Origin of the sequence: Methylobacterium sp. WL1, from assembly GCF_008000895.1 — a bacterium.
Taxonomy (GTDB): Bacteria; Pseudomonadota; Alphaproteobacteria; order Rhizobiales; family Beijerinckiaceae; genus Methylobacterium.
In genome coordinates this window covers 516,112-533,647 of record NZ_CP042823.1, presented here as the reverse complement: position 1 = coordinate 533,647, position 17,536 = coordinate 516,112, and the positions used below count along the sequence as shown (strand labels likewise).

Annotated in this window: 21 protein-coding genes and 1 tRNA gene; 15 read left to right on the top strand and 7 right to left on the bottom strand. The window is 70.1% G+C overall.

The window, feature by feature from the left end; translation table 11 throughout:
• Positions 1–86 precede the first annotated feature (86 nt).
• The 4 genes from FVA80_RS02920 to FVA80_RS02905 form a co-directional block, all read right to left on the bottom strand.
• The gene (locus tag FVA80_RS02920) at positions 87–656 is read right to left on the bottom strand and encodes an NUDIX hydrolase (RefSeq protein WP_147905733.1); all 570 of its coding nucleotides are present in this window, start codon (positions 654–656) and stop codon (positions 87–89) included.
• Between the two features lie 177 nt (positions 657–833).
• Positions 834–908 (bottom strand) — tRNA-Thr (locus FVA80_RS02915).
• A 157-nt stretch (positions 909–1,065) separates the two neighbouring features.
• Complete coding sequence (gene aroB, locus FVA80_RS02910) at positions 1,066–2,211, bottom strand: 3-dehydroquinate synthase (RefSeq protein ID WP_147905732.1); 1,146 nt, start codon at positions 2,209–2,211, stop codon at positions 1,066–1,068.
• Positions 2,212–2,240: 29 nt separating this feature from the next.
• On the bottom strand, positions 2,241–2,840 hold the full coding sequence (locus tag FVA80_RS02905) for a shikimate kinase (protein WP_246692242.1): 600 nt from the start codon (positions 2,838–2,840) through the stop codon (positions 2,241–2,243).
• Positions 2,841–3,096: 256 nt separating this feature from the next.
• On the opposite strand from FVA80_RS02905, the gene FVA80_RS02900 reads away from it, so the two are divergent.
• The 3 genes from FVA80_RS02900 (at position 3,097) to FVA80_RS02890 (ending at position 4,833) form a co-directional block, all read left to right on the top strand.
• Entirely contained in the window at positions 3,097–3,249 is a 153-nt protein-coding gene (locus FVA80_RS02900; RefSeq protein WP_147896272.1) for a histidine kinase, read from the top strand.
• A gap of 62 nt (positions 3,250–3,311) precedes the next feature.
• A complete protein-coding gene (locus FVA80_RS02895; protein WP_246692487.1) occupies positions 3,312–4,187 on the top strand; it encodes a site-specific tyrosine recombinase XerD in 876 nt (291 codons plus the stop codon).
• A gap of 124 nt (positions 4,188–4,311) precedes the next feature.
• A complete protein-coding gene (locus FVA80_RS02890; protein ID WP_187193579.1) occupies positions 4,312–4,833 on the top strand; it encodes a MarR family transcriptional regulator in 522 nt (173 codons plus the stop codon).
• A gap of 109 nt (positions 4,834–4,942) precedes the next feature.
• Here FVA80_RS02890 and FVA80_RS02885 read toward each other — a convergent pair whose 3' ends face one another.
• Positions 4,943–5,308, bottom strand: coding sequence for a cytochrome c family protein (locus tag FVA80_RS02885; RefSeq protein ID WP_147905729.1), 366 nt, complete (start codon positions 5,306–5,308; stop codon positions 4,943–4,945).
• A 305-nt stretch (positions 5,309–5,613) separates the two neighbouring features.
• Between FVA80_RS02885 and FVA80_RS02880 the strand changes: the two genes are divergently transcribed.
• A complete protein-coding gene (locus FVA80_RS02880) occupies positions 5,614–5,835 on the top strand; it encodes a hypothetical protein (protein ID WP_147905728.1) in 222 nt (73 codons plus the stop codon).
• Positions 5,836–5,851: 16 nt separating this feature from the next.
• Here the strand turns inward: FVA80_RS02880 and FVA80_RS02875 are convergent, their stop codons facing one another.
• Positions 5,852–6,868: an NAD-dependent epimerase gene (locus tag FVA80_RS02875; RefSeq protein ID WP_147905727.1), complete on the bottom strand. Its 1,017-nt coding sequence runs from the start codon at positions 6,866–6,868 to the stop codon at positions 5,852–5,854.
• A gap of 136 nt (positions 6,869–7,004) precedes the next feature.
• Here FVA80_RS02875 and FVA80_RS02870 point away from each other — a divergent pair, with 136 nt between their 5' ends.
• The 9 genes from FVA80_RS02870 to xseA all read left to right on the top strand — a co-directional run bounded on the left by FVA80_RS02870 (position 7,005) and on the right by xseA (position 13,674).
• On the top strand, positions 7,005–7,238 hold the full coding sequence (locus FVA80_RS02870) for a hypothetical protein (RefSeq protein ID WP_147905726.1): 234 nt from the start codon (positions 7,005–7,007) through the stop codon (positions 7,236–7,238).
• 165 nt (positions 7,239–7,403) lie between these two features.
• Positions 7,404–7,667, top strand: a complete 264-nt coding sequence (locus FVA80_RS02865) for a hypothetical protein (RefSeq protein WP_147905725.1) — start codon at positions 7,404–7,406, stop codon at positions 7,665–7,667.
• An 84-nt stretch (positions 7,668–7,751) separates the two neighbouring features.
• Positions 7,752–8,009: a hypothetical protein gene (locus FVA80_RS02860; RefSeq protein WP_147852874.1), complete on the top strand. Its 258-nt coding sequence runs from the start codon at positions 7,752–7,754 to the stop codon at positions 8,007–8,009.
• A 58-nt stretch (positions 8,010–8,067) separates the two neighbouring features.
• On the top strand, positions 8,068–8,277 hold the full coding sequence (locus tag FVA80_RS02855) for an Rmf/CrpP family protein (protein ID WP_147852873.1): 210 nt from the start codon (positions 8,068–8,070) through the stop codon (positions 8,275–8,277).
• The gene (locus tag FVA80_RS02850) at positions 8,277–9,578 is read left to right on the top strand and encodes an MFS transporter (RefSeq protein WP_147905724.1); all 1,302 of its coding nucleotides are present in this window, start codon (positions 8,277–8,279) and stop codon (positions 9,576–9,578) included. The genes FVA80_RS02855 and FVA80_RS02850 overlap by 1 nt, the downstream gene beginning before the upstream one ends.
• A gap of 97 nt (positions 9,579–9,675) precedes the next feature.
• Positions 9,676–11,148: an MDR family MFS transporter gene (locus tag FVA80_RS02845; RefSeq protein WP_147905723.1), complete on the top strand. Its 1,473-nt coding sequence runs from the start codon at positions 9,676–9,678 to the stop codon at positions 11,146–11,148.
• Positions 11,149–11,294: 146 nt separating this feature from the next.
• Positions 11,295–11,576, top strand: coding sequence for a type II toxin-antitoxin system ParD family antitoxin (locus FVA80_RS02840; RefSeq protein ID WP_147905722.1), 282 nt, complete (start codon positions 11,295–11,297; stop codon positions 11,574–11,576).
• Positions 11,573–11,875 (top strand): type II toxin-antitoxin system RelE/ParE family toxin, encoded by a 303-nt coding sequence (locus FVA80_RS02835; protein ID WP_147852869.1) that lies wholly within the window; start codon positions 11,573–11,575, stop codon positions 11,873–11,875. Before FVA80_RS02840 ends, FVA80_RS02835 begins: the two co-directional genes overlap by 4 nt.
• A gap of 113 nt (positions 11,876–11,988) precedes the next feature.
• A complete protein-coding gene (gene xseA / locus FVA80_RS02830; RefSeq protein ID WP_147905721.1) occupies positions 11,989–13,674 on the top strand; it encodes an exodeoxyribonuclease VII large subunit in 1,686 nt (561 codons plus the stop codon).
• A 7-nt stretch (positions 13,675–13,681) separates the two neighbouring features.
• Here the strand turns inward: xseA and FVA80_RS02825 are convergent, their stop codons facing one another.
• Entirely contained in the window at positions 13,682–14,446 is a 765-nt protein-coding gene (locus FVA80_RS02825) for a GNAT family N-acetyltransferase (RefSeq protein ID WP_147905720.1), read from the bottom strand.
• 120 nt (positions 14,447–14,566) lie between these two features.
• Between FVA80_RS02825 and FVA80_RS02820 the strand changes: the two genes are divergently transcribed.
• Positions 14,567–15,988 (top strand): alpha/beta hydrolase, encoded by a 1,422-nt coding sequence (locus FVA80_RS02820; protein ID WP_147905719.1) that lies wholly within the window; start codon positions 14,567–14,569, stop codon positions 15,986–15,988.
• Positions 15,988–17,535, top strand: a complete 1,548-nt coding sequence (locus tag FVA80_RS02815; protein ID WP_147905718.1) for a GMC family oxidoreductase — start codon at positions 15,988–15,990, stop codon at positions 17,533–17,535. The genes FVA80_RS02820 and FVA80_RS02815 overlap by 1 nt, the downstream gene beginning before the upstream one ends.
• Position 17,536: the final 1 nt, after the last annotated feature.

The window sequence follows — 17,536 nt, the reverse complement described above, 5'->3', positions numbered from 1 at the left end:
TCAGCGCAGGTGAAACGCGATCCAGGCGACCGCGCCGAATACCATGGCGGTGATCAACCATTGCGCGAATACGCGATAGCGGATTCTCACGCCGCGAAAAGCTCCGGATGGCGGGCGCGCAGCGCCAGGACCAGCGTCAACGTCTTGAGATCGGTGAGTTCGGCCCGGTCCGCCATCCCGGCGAGGTCAGCGAGCGGCATTTCCACAATCCGGATGTTCTCGTGCTCGCCCTCGGCGCCGCCGCCGTCCTCGGCGCGGTCGGCCTTGCCGTAGGGGGCGAGGTAGAGATGCAGCTTTTCGGTGGTCAAGCTGGCGCAGGAATAGGTCGCGCCGACGAATTCGAGCGCGTGCAGGCGCAAGCCGACCTCCTCCAGCACCTCCCGGCGGCCGTTCTCCTCCGGGCTGCCGTCGTCGATGAGGCCGGCCGGCGCCTCCAGTTGGACCTGCTCGCCGGCCGCGAACAGGGGTGGCACCCGCAGCTCCCGCACCAGCGTGGCGACCCGCCGCTCCGGATCGTAGGGTAGAACACCAACCGAATTGCCGTGATCCTCGATCTCGCGCTCGACCACGGCGCCGTCTGCGAGACGCACCTTGGCGATCCCGAATCGGCTCCAGCCCTCGTGGACGAACCGGACGTCCAGGATCTCGGCTTTCATGACGTATCCCCGCCCGTGGGCCGCCGCGCGGCACAGAAGGCCCTACACCAGGATGGGCAATCCGGTTCCGAAGAAGGTGCTGCGCATGTAACGCTCAGGCACGGCGGCTTTCAGCCGACACGCGCTCCGGCCGCTCGCGGCTCGACCTGGTTCGCTAGGGCTGTTTAGGGAGGGAAGTGGTGCCGGAGGAGGGATTTGAACCCCCGACCTTCGCTTTACGAAAGCGCTGCTCTACCACTGAGCTACACCGGCAACCGGCGAGATCGGCGCACCGATCTCGAACCTCTGCCCCGAGCGCCCCGAGGGCCGTTCGAGCCAGACCTCCGTGACGGTTTGCGCCGTCCCGGACGTGGCAGGCTCATAGCGGTCCGACCGGCGCAAGGCAAGGCCGATGGTCGGATGAAGACCCTCAGGCCTGACGATCGGCAGCCAGTTCGTCCAGCAGGAACGCCCGCACCTCCCCCCGGTCGATCCCTGGAGCGATGAAGCTCTGGCCGATGCCGCGGGCAAGGATGAAGGTCAGGGCGCCGTCGCGGACCTTCTTGTCTTGGGCCATCGCTTCGAGGATGGCGTCGGCGTCGCCGCATCCGCCCGGAACCGCCTGGAGGCGGGTCGGCAGGCCGGCGAGCGCCAGGTGGTTGGCGACGCGGCCGGCATCCTGCCCGGCGCAGAGCCCGAGCCGGGCCGAGAACCGGAAGGCCAGGGCGAGACCGATCGCGACGCCCTCTCCATGGACCAGCCGAGCCGACTCGTAGCCCGTGAGCCGCTCCAGGGCGTGCCCGAACGTGTGTCCGAGGTTGAGCAGCGCGCGCTCGCCGTCCTCGCGTTCGTCCCGGGTCACCACGCTGGCCTTGGCCCGGCAGCATGCGGCCACGGCCTCGTCACGCTCCGGACCGCCCGCGAAAATCCCGCGCCAGTTGGCCTCGCACCAGTCGAAGAAGCCGGCATCGGCGATCAGCCCGTACTTGGCGACCTCGGCGTAGCCGGCACGCATCTCGCGCTCGGACAGGGTGTCGAGGGCCCCCGTGTCGGCCAGCACCAGGCGCGGCTGATGGAAGGCGCCGATCAGGTTCTTGCCGAGCGGCGCGTTGATCCCGGTCTTGCCGCCCACCGAGGAATCGACCTGGGCGAGCAGGCTGGTTGGGACCTGCACGAAGCGTACGCCCCGGCGCAGAGTGGCAGCCGCGAAACCGGCGAGATCCCCGACCACGCCGCCCCCGAGGGCGACCACGAGATCGCCGCGTTCGACCTTCAGCGCCAGCAGGCCGTCGCAGACCTGCGCGTAACCCGCGTAGGATTTCGAGCTTTCGCCGGGCGCCACCGTGACGAAACCCGCGTTCAGGCCCGCCCGCTCCAGGCTGTCGCGCAGCCGCTCGCCATAAAGCGCCCCGACATTCTCGTCGGTGACGATCGCCGCCCGCCGGCCCCCGAGGGCCGCCACCTGAGCGCCGGCCATCTCGATCAGGCCACGCCCGATCAGGATGTCGTAGTCGCGCCCGGCATCGAGGGGCACGTGGACCGTCAGGGGAACCGGTTGGGTCGATGGCTCGGTCACGGACAGGCTCGCTTGGGCGTCACTGGGCGTCACTGGGCGGCGATGGGGCGCGGGGCGGCGGCATTCATGTGGGCGTCCAGCGCCTCCAGCACGTCCTGGACGACCCGGTCGTGCGAGACCTCCCGGGAGATCACCACCACGTCGGCGGCCGCGTAGACCGGGTGGCGGACCGCCATCAGGTCGCGCATCGTCGCCTCGGGATCGTCGGTGTGGAGCAGGGGCCTGTTGCCGCGCTTGCGCACCCGCCGCATCAGCACGTCGAGATCGGCCTTCAACCAGACCGAGATGGCGGATTCCCGGATGCGCACCCGCGTCGCCTCGCGCAGGTAGGCGCCGCCGCCGGTGGCCAGCACGAGGGGGCCGGCACGCAGGAGGCGCGAGATCACGCGCTCTTCGCCGTCGCGGAAGCTCGGCTCGCCGTAGATCGCGAAGATATCGGGGATGGTCAGGCCGGCCGCCGCCTCGATCTCGCTGTCGGCATCCTTGAAGATCAGTCCGAGCCGACTGGCCAAGCGCCGGCCGACCGTGCTCTTGCCCGCCCCCATCAAGCCGACGAGCACGATCGAGCGCAGGCCCAGCGCCCGGCGCAGGCGCGCCTCGATCGGTTCCCCGACGTCCTCTTCGTTCATCGACGGCAGCATCGCATGATCGTGGCGTCTCCGGCTCCCTATCGCCGCCCCGTACGCGCCTCGCCGGGGGGCTTCCAATCCTGTGCCAGGCTCTTAGCGCGATTCAAGCGGCCTGCGAAACGCATCGCTGTGTCCTTCCAGGCCTTGTCAGCGCCGTGATCGCATGTTCGAAACCGAGCCTTCGTGACATTTCGGGGGAGATTTCCGCGCGCTCCCTCCCCGTCGACTGCGCTCGTCTGCCCGAGGTTCGACCGACGTGCCGACCCTGTTCCGTTTCTTCGCTACCCTCGCGATCCTGGCCGGCCTCGTCTTCGCGGCGATGTTCGCGCTGGCCAACTTCGTGGTGCCGACGCCCCGGGAGATGACCGTGACCATCCCGGCCTCGAAGCTCCAACCGGGCAGCCGTTGAGCGCGGCCGTCGCCGGCGGCGCGGCTCCGCCCCCGTCCCCGGAGGTCGCCGCCTATCTCGACATGCTGGCCGCCGAGCGCGGTGCCGGCGCCAACACGCTGGCCGCCTACAGGCGCGACCTCGACGATTACCTCGCCTATCTCAAGCGCGCGGGCATCCCGCTCGAAGAGGCCGACACCCACAGCCTCCGGGCCTTCGTCGCCGACCTGGAGACACGGGGGTTGATGGCGTCGTCGGCGGCGCGGCGCCTGTCGTGCGTGCGCGGCTTCCACAAGTTTCTCTACGCCGAGGGATACGCCGAAGCCGATCCGAGCGTCGCGGTCTCGGGACCGCGCCGGGGCCGCACGCTCCCGAAAGTGCTGTCGATCGCCGAGGTGGACGGGCTTCTTGCCACCGCCCACGCGGCGGCATCCGCCGACGAGCAGCCCAGTCCGGCGCGCCGGGCCCGCCGGATGGTCTGCCTGCTCGAGCTTCTCTACGCGACGGGCCTGCGCGTCTCGGAACTCGTCGCCCTCCCGCGCACCGCGGGCGCCACCCGTGAGCGCTACCTGTTCATCAAGGGCAAGGGCGGCCGAGAACGGCTCGTCCCGCTGACGGAGGCGTCCAGGGCCGCGATGACCGCCCACCTCGCTGCGGTGCCGGAGGAGTCCCCCTGGCTGTTTCCCGCCGACAGCGACAGCGGCCACCTCACCCGGCAGGCCTTCGCCCGCGACCTCAAGGCCGTCGCGCTGGCCGCGGGCTTGCGCCCCGACCGCGTCAGCCCGCACGTCCTGCGCCACGCCTTCGCCAGTCATCTGCTGCAGAACGGGGCCGACCTACGCATCGTTCAGGAGTTGCTCGGCCACGCCGATATCTCGACGACGCAGATCTACACGCACGTCCTCGATGAACGCCTGAAAGCGATGGTACGAGATCTGCACCCGTTGATGGATGGCTGAACGTCGCAGAGGATCTGTGGCACGTCCGCGGTCCACGAGAATTGTACAGGTTTGACGAACTGACTAAGAGTGCCCTTCGGCATACCGGTACGATAGGCCGCCTTTACCAGAGAGAGTCCACCTCATGTCAGGCCCGACTGCTCCGCAGAGCGGCGCTGCGCCAACCACCGAGGCGGGTCAGGCGTCCGTCGACCAGCTATCGCAGCGGGACCGGCAGCGTCTCGACAACCAATTGTGCTTCGCGGTCTACGCCGCCGCGCACGCCTTCGGCCGTGCCTATCGCAACCTCCTCGGCCAGCACGAGCTGACATACCCGCAATATCTCGTCCTGCTGGTCCTGTGGGAAGAGGACGGCCTGTCGGTCAAGGAGATCGGCAACCGCCTGTTCCTCGATTCCGGGACCCTGACGCCGTTGCTCAAGCGCCTGGAAGCCTCCGGTCGCGTGCGGCGCGCTCGCGACCGGGCCGACGAGCGGCAGGTCAGCATCTTCCTCACGCCCGCCGGAGCCAAGCTGCGCGACGTGCTTGCCTGCCTCCCCGACGAGGCGGGCGACAGGACCGGCCTGAACGTGCAGGGCCGGAAGGATCTGCTGAACGATCTGGTGACCCTGCGGCTCGGGCTTCAAGCCGGGCTGATCCCGGAATAGCACGCCGTCTCGAGCCTCGATCCGCTCATCGGGCGGTCCTGAACGACGGAAGGCACCCGCGCGGCTGCGCGGATGCCTTCGTTTGGAGGTCAGACCTTGGAGCGAGGGCTCAGGACTGCGTCTTGAGGTAGGCGATCACGTCGTTGATCTTCTTGTCGTCGGGGTAGCCCTGGAAGATCATCTTGGTGCCGGGCACCTTGGTCTTCGGGTTCTTCAGCCACTCGTGAAGGTTGGCCTCGTCCCAGGTGATGCCGGAATTCTTCAGCGCGGCGGAGTAGTTGTAGCCCTCGTAGGTGCCGGCCTTGCGCCCGACGACGCCCTTCAGGTCCGGACCGACGCCGTTCTTCTGAAAGTTGTGGCAGGCCTTGCACGGGGCGAACGCCTTCTCGCCGGCAGCCGCGTCACCGGCCTCCTGGGCCTGCGCGGAGAACGGGAGCAAGGCAGCGAGAACGGCGCCGAGAATGAGTGAACGCATGGATTTCCTCCTTTTGGCCGCTGTCGCGGCAGCGTTTAAAGCAGAGCTTTCCTGCCTGGAACAGCTCTAAATGATTACACGCAGATGGTGCAACGGCCTAGCCTCGCGAGGTCGTCGTCCCGCCGCATGCGCTGGCGACCAAACCTTCAACGGCGGGGCCCGCCCTCGGCGGCCTGCGGCCGATGGAAGCTGGATCGGGATGGGGCGACAGCGCCCGGTGTCGGCTGGGCGGTTGCGCTCCGCTCGGGCGAAGTCATAGACAAGGCTGTCGCCTCGCGTCCTTCGCGGCGCCGGGAGTGCCCACGATGACCTTCCGCGTCCTAGCGATCTTTGTGACGCTCTGCGGTCTTGTCGGAATCGTGATCGCGCTCGTCGACGAGCCGGATCGCTTGTCGGTCGCGGTGGGCAAGCTCGGCGAGGGCGGCATGTGGACGGCGCTGGCTGCCTTCGTGGGGATCGCGGCCTTGCTCGGCTACCGGCGACGCGACACGGGACGACCGCATCGACCTTTGGAACGTCGTCGCTGAGCCGCAGTCTCCCCGCTCAAAGTCCGTAGAAACCGCGATACCAGGCGGCGAAACGCGCGATGCCGAGATTCAGCGGTGTCGCCGGCCGGAAGCCGGTGTCGCGGGCGAGGTCGTCGATATCCGCGAAGGTGGCCGGCACGTCGCCGGGCTGCATCGGCAGCAGGATCGTCTCGGCCTTGCGTCCGAGCGCCTCCTCGAGAAGCGCGATCATCTGCATCAGCTCCACCGGCTCGTTGTTGCCGATGTTGTAGATCCGATACGGCGCCGTGCTGGTGCCCGGATCCGGATCCGCTCCGCTCCAGTCCGGGTTGGCCGCGGCCGGTCTTTCGGCCAGGGCGACGATCCCCTCGACGATGTCGTCGATATAGGTGAAGTCGCGCCGCATCCGGCCCTCGTTGAACACCTGGATCGGTTCCCCGGCCAGGATCGCGCGGGCGAACAGGGACATCGCCATGTCCGGTCGGCCCCAGGGTCCGTACACGGTGAAGAAGCGCAGGCCGGTGGTCGGCAGCCGGTAGAGGTGGCTGTAGCTGTGGGCCATCAGCTCGTTGGCCTTCTTGGTGGCCGCGTAGAGGCTCACCGGATGGTCGACGTTCTGGTGGATCGAGAACGGCATCGTCGTGACCGCCCCGTAGACCGAGCTCGATGACGCGTAGAGCAGGTGCTCGACGCCGCCGTGGCGGCAGGCCTCGAGGATATTGAGGAAGCCGACGAGGTTGCTTGCCGCGTAAGCCTGCGGGTTCGTCAGCGAGTAGCGCACGCCGGCCTGCGCGGCGAGGTGGACGACGGTTCGAAAGCCGTGCCGGACGAACAGCGCATCGAGGCCGGCCGTGTCGGTCAGGTCGAGGCGCGCGAAGCTGTAGCCCGGGAACGGATCGAGGCGCCGGAGCCGCGCCTCCTTCAGGCCGACATCGTAATAAGCGTTGACGTTATCGAGGCCCACGACCTGCCGGCCAGCCTCCAGGAAACGCAGCGCGAGTGCGTTGCCGATGAAGCCGGCGACGCCCGTGATCAGGACAGGGGGCAGGGACATGATCGCACGCCGAGGGCGGGCCGTCCCGCAGGGGTCGGCGCTCTCTATCACGGGCAGGCCGACGATTCACCCGCGCCGGCTTCCTCAGTAGAGGTGTCTTGTGACGCGAGCCCGGCGGCGCCTATCCTTCCGATCCGTGACGACCCACCACAGACCACTGCCGGACAGCCTGACCCGCATTCTCGCTGCCCCTCCCGGCGGTGTGCGCGGCGCGGCGCGGTCATCCGCGGAGTCTCGCGCCGACGGACCTGGGCAGGTCTCGGCGCACCATGCGCTGGAATCCGCGCTCCTACGCGGCTTCGTCTACGTGACCTCGGGGCTGGTCCGGCTCCTCGTCCTCGGCCTGGTCGTGCGTCACGTCATGCGCTGAGCGCCGAACTGCCGGGTGGTGGCCTGTGGATATCGAACGACTCGCAATTGTTCGGCTTCGAAGACTGGTAAGTCCGCGGCCAAGTCGGGTATTGGGCGACGCGAGAGCGGGGCGCCGTGATCCCGGCCCATCGTACCGGGCGGGACTGTCGACAAGGATCGGACGATGTCTCTGACGGGGCGATTCTGGTTCCGCAAATCTTGGACGGGGCGACTCGTCCTGCTGGTCGAGGAGGTGCGGCCGCGCTGGTTCGGTCGTGGCGCCGGAAAGCCGCGCTGGCGCAACGCCCGACTGATGGACTTCGCGGAGCCCGAATTGCGGCCGCTGATGGCCATGGAGAAGCTCCACCGCACGGGGGGCGCCTCCGCCACCGTGCACACCCTCCGACCGGTCGCCGCCGCTCCGGCGCGGAGCGCCGCCAACGGCTGAGTCCGGTTGCTGATTGCGGCCGCCTCGATCCCCATCTGGTGCCTGCCGCCCCGCGGGGGCGGTCGACACCCGGGGTTGAAGGCCATGCCGCGCTACTTCTTCCACACGCAGATCGGCGACGACGTGATCACCGATGCGACCGGCGTCGCTCTGCGCGATCCGGATCAGGCCTGGGAGAAGGCCCAGGACACGATCCGTGCGGCCCTGGCCGAGGCCCGGGATCAGGCCAGGCTCCTGACCGCCTGCCTGGTGGTCACCGACGAAGCCGGCGACGTCGTTCTGGAATTCCCGTTCAGCGAGGTCGTATCGCTGCCGCCGGACGCGGATCCGACCCTGCATTGAGCGCCCCGCCCCGCGCGCCCTACATCGCGGCGGCCGCCACACGAGGAGCGCCGCCCGAATGGATTCGCCACCGAACGACCTCGACACGCATGCGCTCGGCAAGGCCGCGCCCGGAAAGGGTCTGGCCCGCGAGGCCTGCCCCTATGCCGAAGGCACCGAAGCCCGGGACCGGTGGCTTGCGGGCTACGACGAAGCCGTCTCCGATGGCGCCGAGCCGGTGACGGGGGGAATCGCAAAGCATCCGCCGGCCGGGGAGCCGACTCGCTGATGGATGCCACGACGCAGGTACACGCCGCCCTCGATCGCAAGGCGGTCGGGGCCGTGGTGCTCGGCAACGCCCTCGAATTCTACGATTTCACGGTCTACGCGTTCTTCGCGAAACCGATCGGCGAAGCGTTCTTTCCGGCCACCGACCCGACGCACAGCCTGCTGGCGTCGCTCGCCCTGTTCGGCATCGGCTACGTGATGCGGCCGATCGGCGGCGTGCTGATCGGCGCCTTCGCGGATCGGGCCGGGCGAAAGCCGGCGATGCTGATCACCATCGCGCTGATGGCGCTCGGCATGCTGATGCTGGCCGCATGCCCGTCCTACGCGGCCATCGGCGGCTGGGCACAGGTGATCGTCATCGCGGGCCGTCTCATCCAGGGCCTCGCGCTCGGCGGCGAGGTCGGCCCGTCCACCGCCTACTTGCTCGAGGCGGCGCCGCCGGCCAAGCGAGGTTTCGTGACCAGCTGGCAGATCGCCAGCCAGGGCTGCGCGGCCCTGTTCGCCGGCATCATCGCGACCATCCTGGCCCTCGTGGTCGGCGATCAGGCGATGTCGGCCTGGGGCTGGCGGCTGATGTTCGCGCTCGGTTTCTGCGTCGTTCCGGTCGGCTTGGTGATCCGCAGCCACCTGCCCGAGACCGCCGGCGCCGAGGAGGATCCCCACGCTGCCCCCTCGACCCTCGCGGTGGTCGGGCGTCTCCTGCGCGAGCACGGCCGCCTGCTGGGCCTGACCTTCCTGGTCATCGCTGCCTCCACGGTGTCGAACGCCGTCGGCACCAACATGCCGGTCTATGCCGGCGCGACCCTGGGCCTGAGCGAGACCGCCGCGACCGCGGTGCCGATCGCGCTGGGTCTCGCCTCGGTGATCTTCCCGCTGCTGGGCGGCTGGCTGGCGGACCGGGTCGGACGGCGCCCGGTGATGATCTGGCCGCGGGCGCTCATCCTGATCCTGGCGGTCCCGGCCTTCGCCTGGGTGGTGCGATCCCCGAGCGCCATGAGCGTCTACGCCGTGACCTTCCTGCTCTCGGCCCTCTCCTCCATCAACGCCGCGGCGGTGATCGTCGGGATTCCGGAGGCGCTGCCGCGGGCGGTGCGCAGCGCCGGGCTGTCGATCGTTTACGCGCTCTCGGTCTCGGTCTTCGGCGGCAGCACCAACTACGTGATCAACTGGCTGATCGCCGCCACCGGCGACCGGCTCGCCCCGGCCTATTACCTGGCGGCCTTCAGCTTGGTCGGGACGATCGCGGCCTTCCTGCTGCCCGAGACCCGCGGCCGGGACCTGGACGCGGACGTGGAAGCGTAGCCGCGGATGTGCGCTCCCGCACGGCCCGGAAGCGGGGCCGTGCGGGAGCCCGTCTTCGGCGCTAGGTCTCGGCCGGAGCCGGGCCTAGACCGCGCCCATGCCCAGTCCTTCCGAGACGCGCCGCCCGCTGGTCCTCGCCGCGGTGATGGCGGCGATGTTCATGATCGCCATCGAGGCGACCATCGTCTCGACCGCGATGCCGCAGATCGCCGGCCAGCTTGGCGACCTCCATCTGTATGCCTGGGTGTTCGGCTCGTTCCTGCTGACCCAGACCGCCACCACGGTGGTGTTCGGCAAGCTGTCCGATCTTTACGGGCGCCGCCCGGTCCTGCTGTTCGGCATCGCCGTGTTCCTGGCCGGCTCGCTGCTGTGCGGGCTCGCCTGGTCGATGCCGTCGCTGATCCTGTTCCGCCTCGTCCAGGGCGTCGGGGCCGGCGCGATCCAGCCGGTGAGCCTGACGGTCATCGGCGATCTCTATCCGGCCCGGGAACGCGGCAAGGTCCAGGGTTATCTCGCGAGCGTGTGGGGCATCTCGTCGGTGGCGGGCCCCCTGGTCGGCGGCTTGATCATCGGCCATCTGAGCTGGCCGTGGATCTTCTGGATCAACCTGCCCGTGGGGCTCGTCGCGGCGAGCCTGTTCTTGGTCTACCTGCGGGAAAGCGTCGAGCGGCGCAGCCGGCCGATCGACGCGTTGGGTGCCGCCCTGTTCACCGCGGCCATCGCCGCGCTGATGATGGCGCTGACGGAGGCCGGCACGTCGGCTTCGGCGGCCCTGTGGCCGGCACTCGGCTTTGCGGTGGCGGCCATCCTGTTCGTGCTCCAGGAGCGCCGCGCCGCCGACCCGATGCTCGATGTCCGCCTGTGGATGCAGCGCCCGATCGCGACCACCAACGCCGCGACGCTGCTCTCCGGCATGACCGTGATCGGGCTCACCGCGTTCCTGCCGATGTACGTCCAGGGCGTCCTTCGGCAGTCGCCCCTGATCGCCGGATTGACCCTCACGCTGATGGTGCTCGGCTGGCCGATCGGGGCCACCACGGCGGCCCGCAACTTCGTGCGCTTCGGCCTGCGCCCGACGCTGCTGGTCGGCGCGACGCTGCTGCCGCTGGGCGCCACCGCGTTCGTCGCCCTGGGTTCGGAGTCCTCGCCGATCGTGGCCGCCTGCGGCTCGATCGTGATGGGGCTCGGCATGGGCTTCCTGTCCACCGCCGCCATCGTGATCATCCAGGACAGCGTGGCCTGGGCGCAGCGCGGCGCCGCCACCGCGTCGAACATCTTCGCGCGCAACCTCGGCTCGACCCTGGGTGCCACGGCGCTCGGCGCGGTGCTGAACTACCGGCTGGCCCATCCGGCAGACGGCTCACCGGTCGATTCCGGCCAGCTCCGGAGCCTCCTGGAGGATCCGGGCAGCCTTGGCGCCGGCGGCGACGTCATCCGGCACGGACTCCAGCATGCCCTCCACGGCACGTTCTGGACGGTCTTCGCGGTGGCTCTGCTGACCCTGGTGCTGGCGCTGTTCGTGCCGCGGATCACGATCTCGGACGCGCCGCGCGAACTGGCCGTGGAATAGGGATCCGACGCGTTGCCGCGACCGGCGCTCAGCCCGACATCGCGTGGATAGGCGTCTCCGGCACGACCAGCTGAAGACGCTTCAGAGGTTGCGGCGTGTCCCGAAAATGGTATGATACTTTCATACCCATCGACGCGAGAATCCGCATGGCTGCGTCCGAGAAGCGAACCTTCAGCCTTCCTGCCGAGCAGGCCGCGTTCATCGATGCACAGGTCAAGACCGGTGCGTTTGCGAGCGCCAGCGAGGTGGTGCGGGCCGGATTGCGTGCCCTTCAGGAGCGTGACGCCGCCGTCGAGCGCTGGCTGCGCGAGGAAGTGGTTGCGACCTACGACGCGATGAGAGCGCATCCCGAGCGCGCCATCTCGTCGGAGGGCATGGCCGAGCGGATGCGCCTTCGTCATGAAGCGCGGATTCGGCCTGGGACGTGAAGCGGCGGAGCATTATCTACGCGCCTGCTGCCGGTGACGACCTCGATTGGATCTACGACACCATCGCGCAGGCCGGCACGCCCGCCATCGCGTCGGGCTTCGAACAGAGCATCCGTGCCTTCTGCGAGGGGCTTGAATACGGCGCCGAGCGCGGGACCTTGCACAGCGAACTTCGCCCAGGCCTGCGCACGATCGGCTTCGCACGGCGTGTCACGGTTGCCTTCACGGTCGAGGATCGCCGCGTCGTGATCCTGCGCATTTTCTACGGCGGCCGCGATTGGGAAGCGGATTTCGGCTGACCGGAGATGCCACCGGCAAAAGGCGCCGCGCGCCGCAGCCCCGCCCAAGCGTCGGATTCGACGGGCCGGAAATCCGGTTTCCAGTTTTCAGCCTCTTGCTCTACCGTCCGTCCATGCCCCTCGTGCCGCCTCCGCGCCCCGCAGCCTCGCCTGCGGCGGATATTCCGCCGACCAGCGTGCTCACCGCCAACCAGCCGGAATGGTCGGTCGGCGAGCTCGCGGGCGCGCTCAAGCGGACCCTGGAGGATGCGTTCGGCCATGTGCGCCTGCGTGGCGAAATCTCCGGCTATCGCGGCCAGCACGGCTCCGGCCACGCCTACTTCTCCCTGAAGGACGGCCAAGCGCGGATCGATGCCGTGGTCTGGAAGGGCGTGTTCGGGCGCCTGCGCCAGAAGCCCCAGGAGGGGTTGGAGGTCGTCGCGACGGGCCGCATCACCACCTTCGCGGGAAAATCCTCGTACCAGATCGTGGTCGAGAGCCTCGAGCCGGCGGGTCTCGGCGCCTGGATGGCCCTGCTGGAGGAGCGCAAGAAGCTGCTCACCGCCGAGGGGCTGTTCGCTCCGGAGCACAAGCGGGCCATCCCTTACCTGCCGCGCGTGGTCGGCGTCGTCACCTCGCCCACTGGAGCGGTGATCCGGGACATCCTGCATCGGTTGGAGGACCGCTTCCCGCGCCCCGTGCTGGTCTGGCCGGTACGGGTCCAGGGTGACGGTGCGGCCGAGGAGGTCGCGGCCGCGATCCGCGGGTTCAATGCCCTGGCCCTGGACGGACCCCTGCCCCGGCCGGACGTGCTGATCGTCGCCCGCGGCGGCGGCTCCATCGAGGATCTGTGGGCGTTCAACGAGGAATGCGTGGTCCGCGCCGCATTCGAGAGCGCGATCCCGCTGATCTCGGCGGTCGGGCACGAGACCGACACCACGCTGATCGACTACGTCTCCGACCGCCGGGCGCCGACGCCGACGGGGGCCGCCGAGATGGCCGTCCCTGTCCGGGCCGACCTGATCGCCACGGTGGCCGACCTGTCCGCCCGGGCGGTCGGGGCGGTCGGCCGGCGGGTCGAGCGCGACCGGTCGGATCTGCGGGCCCTCGCGCGTGCGCTGCCGAGCTCCGATGCGTTGCTGGCGGCCAAGCGCCAGCGCCTCGACCTCGCCGAGGCACGACTCGCTCCGGCCCTGGCGGCCGGAGCCAGCCGCCATCGCGCGCGCCTGCAGCTCCTCCTCGACCGGATGGCCCGGCGCTCGCCCGACGTGGCGCTGGCGAATGCCCGGGCCCGACTGGCGCGGATCGACCACCGGCCGCTCACCGCCCTCCGCAACGACGTCCAGCGCAAGGGCGAGGCTCTGGCCCAGCTCGGTCGGCGCCTGGTCGTCGCCCGGGATGCCAGCCTCGAGCGGGCGCGGGCGCTTCAGGCACGCCGGGCCGATCGCCTCGTCGCGCTGTCCGATCGCCTGACGCAGGCCGGCCTGCGGGGCGTCGAGCGCCGCCGCGACCGGCTCGAAGGCCTCGCCCATCTCCTCGGATCACTCAGCTACCGGGCCGTGCTGGAGCGGGGCTACGTCCTCGTCCGCGACGCCGCCGGCCTTCCGGTCCGCCACGCGGCCGATGCCGCCGCCGCCAGCCGCCTCAGCCTGCAATTCGCCGACGGGACGGTGAACGCCGTGCCGGACGGGACGCCGGACCCGTCCGTATCCGCAAAGCCGGTGCGGCGGTCCGCACGGACGGAGCCGGCTGCGACAGGAAAGCGTGCGCAAGCGGGCGCCCCCGCGGTGACCCGGCAGGGTTCGCTGTTCGACGCCTGAGGCCGTTTCAGGCCGGCTCCGGCCCGACCCGGTAGTGATACCGGTACAGCTCCCGCTCGAATCCCAGCCCGCGGTACAGTGATCGGGCCGGCGTGTTGGCCGCCACCACCTGCAGACAGGCCGCGCGGGCGCCCTGCGAGCGGGCCCAGCGCAGCAGCGCGCCCACGGCCCGCCGGGCATGGCCCCGTCCCCGCAGCCTCTCGGGGGTCGCCACGGACTCGATCACCAGAAGGTCGCCGTCGCACACGCCGAAGGCCAAGGCCCCGATCTCACCCCCGATCTCGCCCTCGTTCGCCACGGCCGCGAAGGCCCGAGGGAGGATCAGCGCCTCGACGGTGGTGCGAAAAGCCTGGGCGGCGGCGGGATCCGCCCGGTTCATGGCGTCCCGGAGGGCCAGCCAAGCAGCATCGGGATTGCGCGCGAGCGTGACCGCCGGGTCCGGCTCGTCACAGAATCCGTCGAGTTCCCGGAACAGCGTGCAGGTCTCGTCGACGACGGCGTAAGGGCCGCCTGACAGCAGCGGCTCCATCTGCGGCGCGATCCCCGGAATCCGGAAGATCGCCCGGCGTCCGAGCGCGGCGTAGACGGCCTCTCCGGCCCGGATCGCCAGCTCGGGCCGGCCGCTGCCGCGCATCGGATTCATGGAGTTCTGCCGCTTCGAGGTGCCGCCGGCTGCGCGCAGCAGATAGCCGTGAACCAGGAGCTGGCGCGGGCTCGGCCAGGCGTTGAGGCAGGCCTCCTCGACCCGCCAGGCCAGATCGATCTTCGACATCGTGTGAGTCTCCGCGGGCTTGATCCCACGGCGTTCGGGACCGCACCACCCCCGCGGCAACCGGAGCCGTGCGGCGTCGCGTACGCTTGAAGCATTCCAGGCTCGCGCGATGTCGTCGTCATGCCCGATCCTGAAATCCTCTTCTGCCTCCATTTCCTGGGCGGCAGCGCCCGCACCTGGGAGCCCGTCTCGCGCGCGCTGGGCGGAACGCCGGCCTGCTTGCCCGTGGATCTGCCGGGCTTCGGCGACGCCGCCGCGGGGACGGGATTTTCCGTTGATGCGATGGCGGACCATGTGGCGGCGGCGATCCGCGCCCGGGCGCCGAAGCGTTTCGCGATCGCCGGCCACAGCATGGGCGCGAAGGTCGCGCTCGCCCTGGCGCGCCGATCCGAGGATGGAGAGCCGGGCCTGGACGGTCTCACGGACCTGATCCTGGTCTCGGGCTCGCCGCCGAGCCCGGAACCGATTCCCGAGGATCGCCGGTCCAAGATGATCGCCTGGATCGATGCCGATCCGGAGACGCGGCTGCGCGAGGCGCAGGCTTTCGTCTCGGAGAATGTCGGCAGCCCCTTGGACCCGGAGACCGGGGCGCGTGCGGTCGCCGACGTGTTGCAGGCGGCCCCCGCGGCCTGGAAGGCTTGGCTCGAATCGGGTTCGCGCGAGGATCTGTGCCGCCGGATCGGTGTCCTGCGCACCCCGGCGCTGATCCTGGCCGGATCCGAAGATGCCGATCTCGGCGCCGATGCGCAGCGGGCGCTGATGGCGCCGCATCTCGCCCACCATCGCGTCGTCACCGTGGACGGCGTCGGCCATCTTCTGCCGTTGGAGCGTCCCGGGGAGATGGCGGATCGCCTGCGCGATCACTGGCGCGACCGCCCGAACGCCGAGGCGACGCGGGTTGCTCCGGTACCGTCGGCCTACGCAGCGCTGATCGCGTCCGAGCGGGTCAACAGCCGCCTGCGCGGCGCCCTGGAAACACGTGGGGAGCGCGACGACCCCGCCTATGCCCCTCAGGCCCTCGACCCGGTGGAACTCGCGATCCTGCGCGCCGCCTGCGGTCGTGTGTTGCCGGAGATCGCCGTCGACCTCGCCGCCCGGCTCGATGCGCGTCTGGCGTCCGGGGCGGGCGACGGCTGGCGGTTCGTGGCCCTGCCGCCGGATCCGGAGGCGTATCGCGCCGGTCTGCGCACCCTCGACGCCGCCTCGCGCGCCGCCCACGGCCGTCCGTTCGTCGCCCTGGAGGCACGAGACCAAGACGCGTTGCTGACGTTGGCCGAGCGCGCCGATCTGGCGGTGCCGGACTCCCTCGGCGGCCGGCTGGACGGCGACCGGATGCGTTTCTGGTTCGAGGACCTGCGCGCCGACGCGGTGCGCCTGTGGCTCGCCCATCCGGCGGCCCTGGCCCGTGTTGGCTTTTCGGGGATCGGTGCCGGCGGCGACCGGCCGGGCCCGATCGCAGACGGGTTGCCGGGCTTCCACGAGGTCGGGCTCGATCGGGCGGAATCCTGGGAAATCCGGCCCGCGCAAGGGGAGATGGTCTGATGAACCTCGACGGGATGCGGACCTACCGCACGGATGAGACCGTCGATGCGGTCATCGTCGGGACCGGTGCGGGCGGCGCGCCGCTCCTCGCCCGGCTGGCTGCGGCAGGCCTCAAGGTCGTGGCCCTGGAGGCCGGACCCAACTTCACCCCCGAGCAGTTCGCCTTCGACGAGACGCTGGCCGACGAGATCTACTGGACCGAGGAGCGTCTCAGCGGCGGTTCCACGCCGGAGGCGTTCGGGGCCAACAACAGCGGCACCGGCGTCGGCGGCTCGACGCTCCATTGGGGCGCCTTCGTGCCCCGGGCCGATGCCCGCGACCTCCGGCTTCACACCGAGAGCGGCGAGGGCGTCGACTGGCCGCTCGACTACGACGAGCTGGTGCCGTTCTACGAACGGGTCGAGCGCTTCATCGGCGTCTCGGGGCCGCAATCGTATCCCTGGGATCCCGACCGGCGCTATCCGCTGCCCCCGGTGCCGCGCAACGGCCCGGCACAGATCATGGCCGGAGCCTGCGATACGCTGGGGATCCGCTGGGCCGACGCGCCTGCGGCGGTGGTCTCGCGCGACTTCGAATCCGAGGGCGGACCCCGGCGCAACGCCTGCATCAATTGCGGCTTCTGCCACCAGGGCTGCCGCAACGGCGCCAAGACCAGCATGGATGTCACCTACCTGCCCCTGGCCGTCACGCACGGGGCGGAGATCAGGGCGGGTGCCTTCGTGCATGGACTCGAGCGCGGCGTCGATGGCCGGGTCACCGCAGCGGTCTACACGCAGGACGGTCAGGTACGGCGCCAAAGCTGCGGGGCGGTGTTCCTCTGTGCCGGTGCCGTCGAGACGCCGCGGCTGCTGCTGCATCTCGGGCTTGCCAACTCCAGCGATCAGGTCGGCCGCAACTACATGGGCCACGTCGCCACCCAGGTCTGGGGCACCTTCGCCAACGAGGTGCGGATGAACCGCGGCTACCCCTCGTCGCTGATCACGGAGGACTTCATCCGGGCCGGTGCCGACTTCGCCGGCGGCTACCTGATCCAGAGCCTCGGTGTGGTGCCGCTGACCTTCGGCAACGCGGTGGCGCGCGGCCGCGGATTGTGGGGCAAGCCGCTGCTGGATTACCTCGACCGCTACAACCACCTCGCCGGCATCGGCATCAACGGCGAGACGCTGCCCTGCGACGCGAACGTGCTGACCCTGTCCGACGAGACCGACGCGCGCGGGATGCGCAAGGCGCAGATCAGCTTCGGCTACAGTCGCAACGAGGAACGCCTCAACGCGCACGCCACCAAGGTGATGTGCGACCTCTGGGAGGCGGCCGGGGCCGAGGACATCTGGGTGATGGAGCGCGTCGCCCACACGATCGGCACCTGCCGGATGGGGCGCGACGGGTCGAGCGCCGTGGTCGATCCGGTCGGCCGCAGCTTCGACATCGACAACCTCTGGATCTGCGACGGCTCGACCTTCCCGAGTTCCCTCGCCGCGAACCCGGCCTTGACCATCATGGCCCTGAGCTTGCGCACCGCGGAGGCGTTCTTGGCCGCCGGACGCTGAG

Excerpts from the sequence above, each read along its gene's own strand:
- FVA80_RS02920 (WP_147905733.1), bottom strand. The coding sequence starts at position 656 with ATGAAAGCCGAGATCCTGGACGTCCGGTTCGTCCACGAGGGCTGGAGC.
- FVA80_RS02905 (WP_246692242.1), bottom strand. The coding sequence starts at position 2,840 with ATGAACGAAGAGGACGTCGGGGAACCGATCGAGGCGCGCCTGCGCCGG.
- FVA80_RS02895 (WP_246692487.1), top strand. The coding sequence starts at position 3,312 with ATGCTGGCCGCCGAGCGCGGTGCCGGCGCCAACACGCTGGCCGCCTAC.
- FVA80_RS02890 (WP_187193579.1), top strand. The coding sequence starts at position 4,312 with ATGTCAGGCCCGACTGCTCCGCAGAGCGGCGCTGCGCCAACCACCGAG.
- FVA80_RS02885 (WP_147905729.1), bottom strand. The coding sequence starts at position 5,308 with ATGCGTTCACTCATTCTCGGCGCCGTTCTCGCTGCCTTGCTCCCGTTC.
- FVA80_RS02880 (WP_147905728.1), top strand. The coding sequence starts at position 5,614 with ATGACCTTCCGCGTCCTAGCGATCTTTGTGACGCTCTGCGGTCTTGTC.
- FVA80_RS02875 (WP_147905727.1), bottom strand. The coding sequence starts at position 6,868 with ATGTCCCTGCCCCCTGTCCTGATCACGGGCGTCGCCGGCTTCATCGGC.
- FVA80_RS02865 (WP_147905725.1), top strand. The coding sequence starts at position 7,404 with ATGTCTCTGACGGGGCGATTCTGGTTCCGCAAATCTTGGACGGGGCGA.
- FVA80_RS02860 (WP_147852874.1), top strand. The coding sequence starts at position 7,752 with ATGCCGCGCTACTTCTTCCACACGCAGATCGGCGACGACGTGATCACC.
- FVA80_RS02855 (WP_147852873.1), top strand. The coding sequence starts at position 8,068 with ATGGATTCGCCACCGAACGACCTCGACACGCATGCGCTCGGCAAGGCC.
- FVA80_RS02850 (WP_147905724.1), top strand. The coding sequence starts at position 8,277 with ATGGATGCCACGACGCAGGTACACGCCGCCCTCGATCGCAAGGCGGTC.
- FVA80_RS02845 (WP_147905723.1), top strand. The coding sequence starts at position 9,676 with ATGCCCAGTCCTTCCGAGACGCGCCGCCCGCTGGTCCTCGCCGCGGTG.
- FVA80_RS02840 (WP_147905722.1), top strand. The coding sequence starts at position 11,295 with ATGGCTGCGTCCGAGAAGCGAACCTTCAGCCTTCCTGCCGAGCAGGCC.
- xseA (WP_147905721.1), top strand. The coding sequence starts at position 11,989 with ATGCCCCTCGTGCCGCCTCCGCGCCCCGCAGCCTCGCCTGCGGCGGAT.
- FVA80_RS02825 (WP_147905720.1), bottom strand. The coding sequence starts at position 14,446 with ATGTCGAAGATCGATCTGGCCTGGCGGGTCGAGGAGGCCTGCCTCAAC.
- FVA80_RS02820 (WP_147905719.1), top strand. The coding sequence starts at position 14,567 with ATGCCCGATCCTGAAATCCTCTTCTGCCTCCATTTCCTGGGCGGCAGC.
- FVA80_RS02815 (WP_147905718.1), top strand. The coding sequence starts at position 15,988 with ATGAACCTCGACGGGATGCGGACCTACCGCACGGATGAGACCGTCGAT.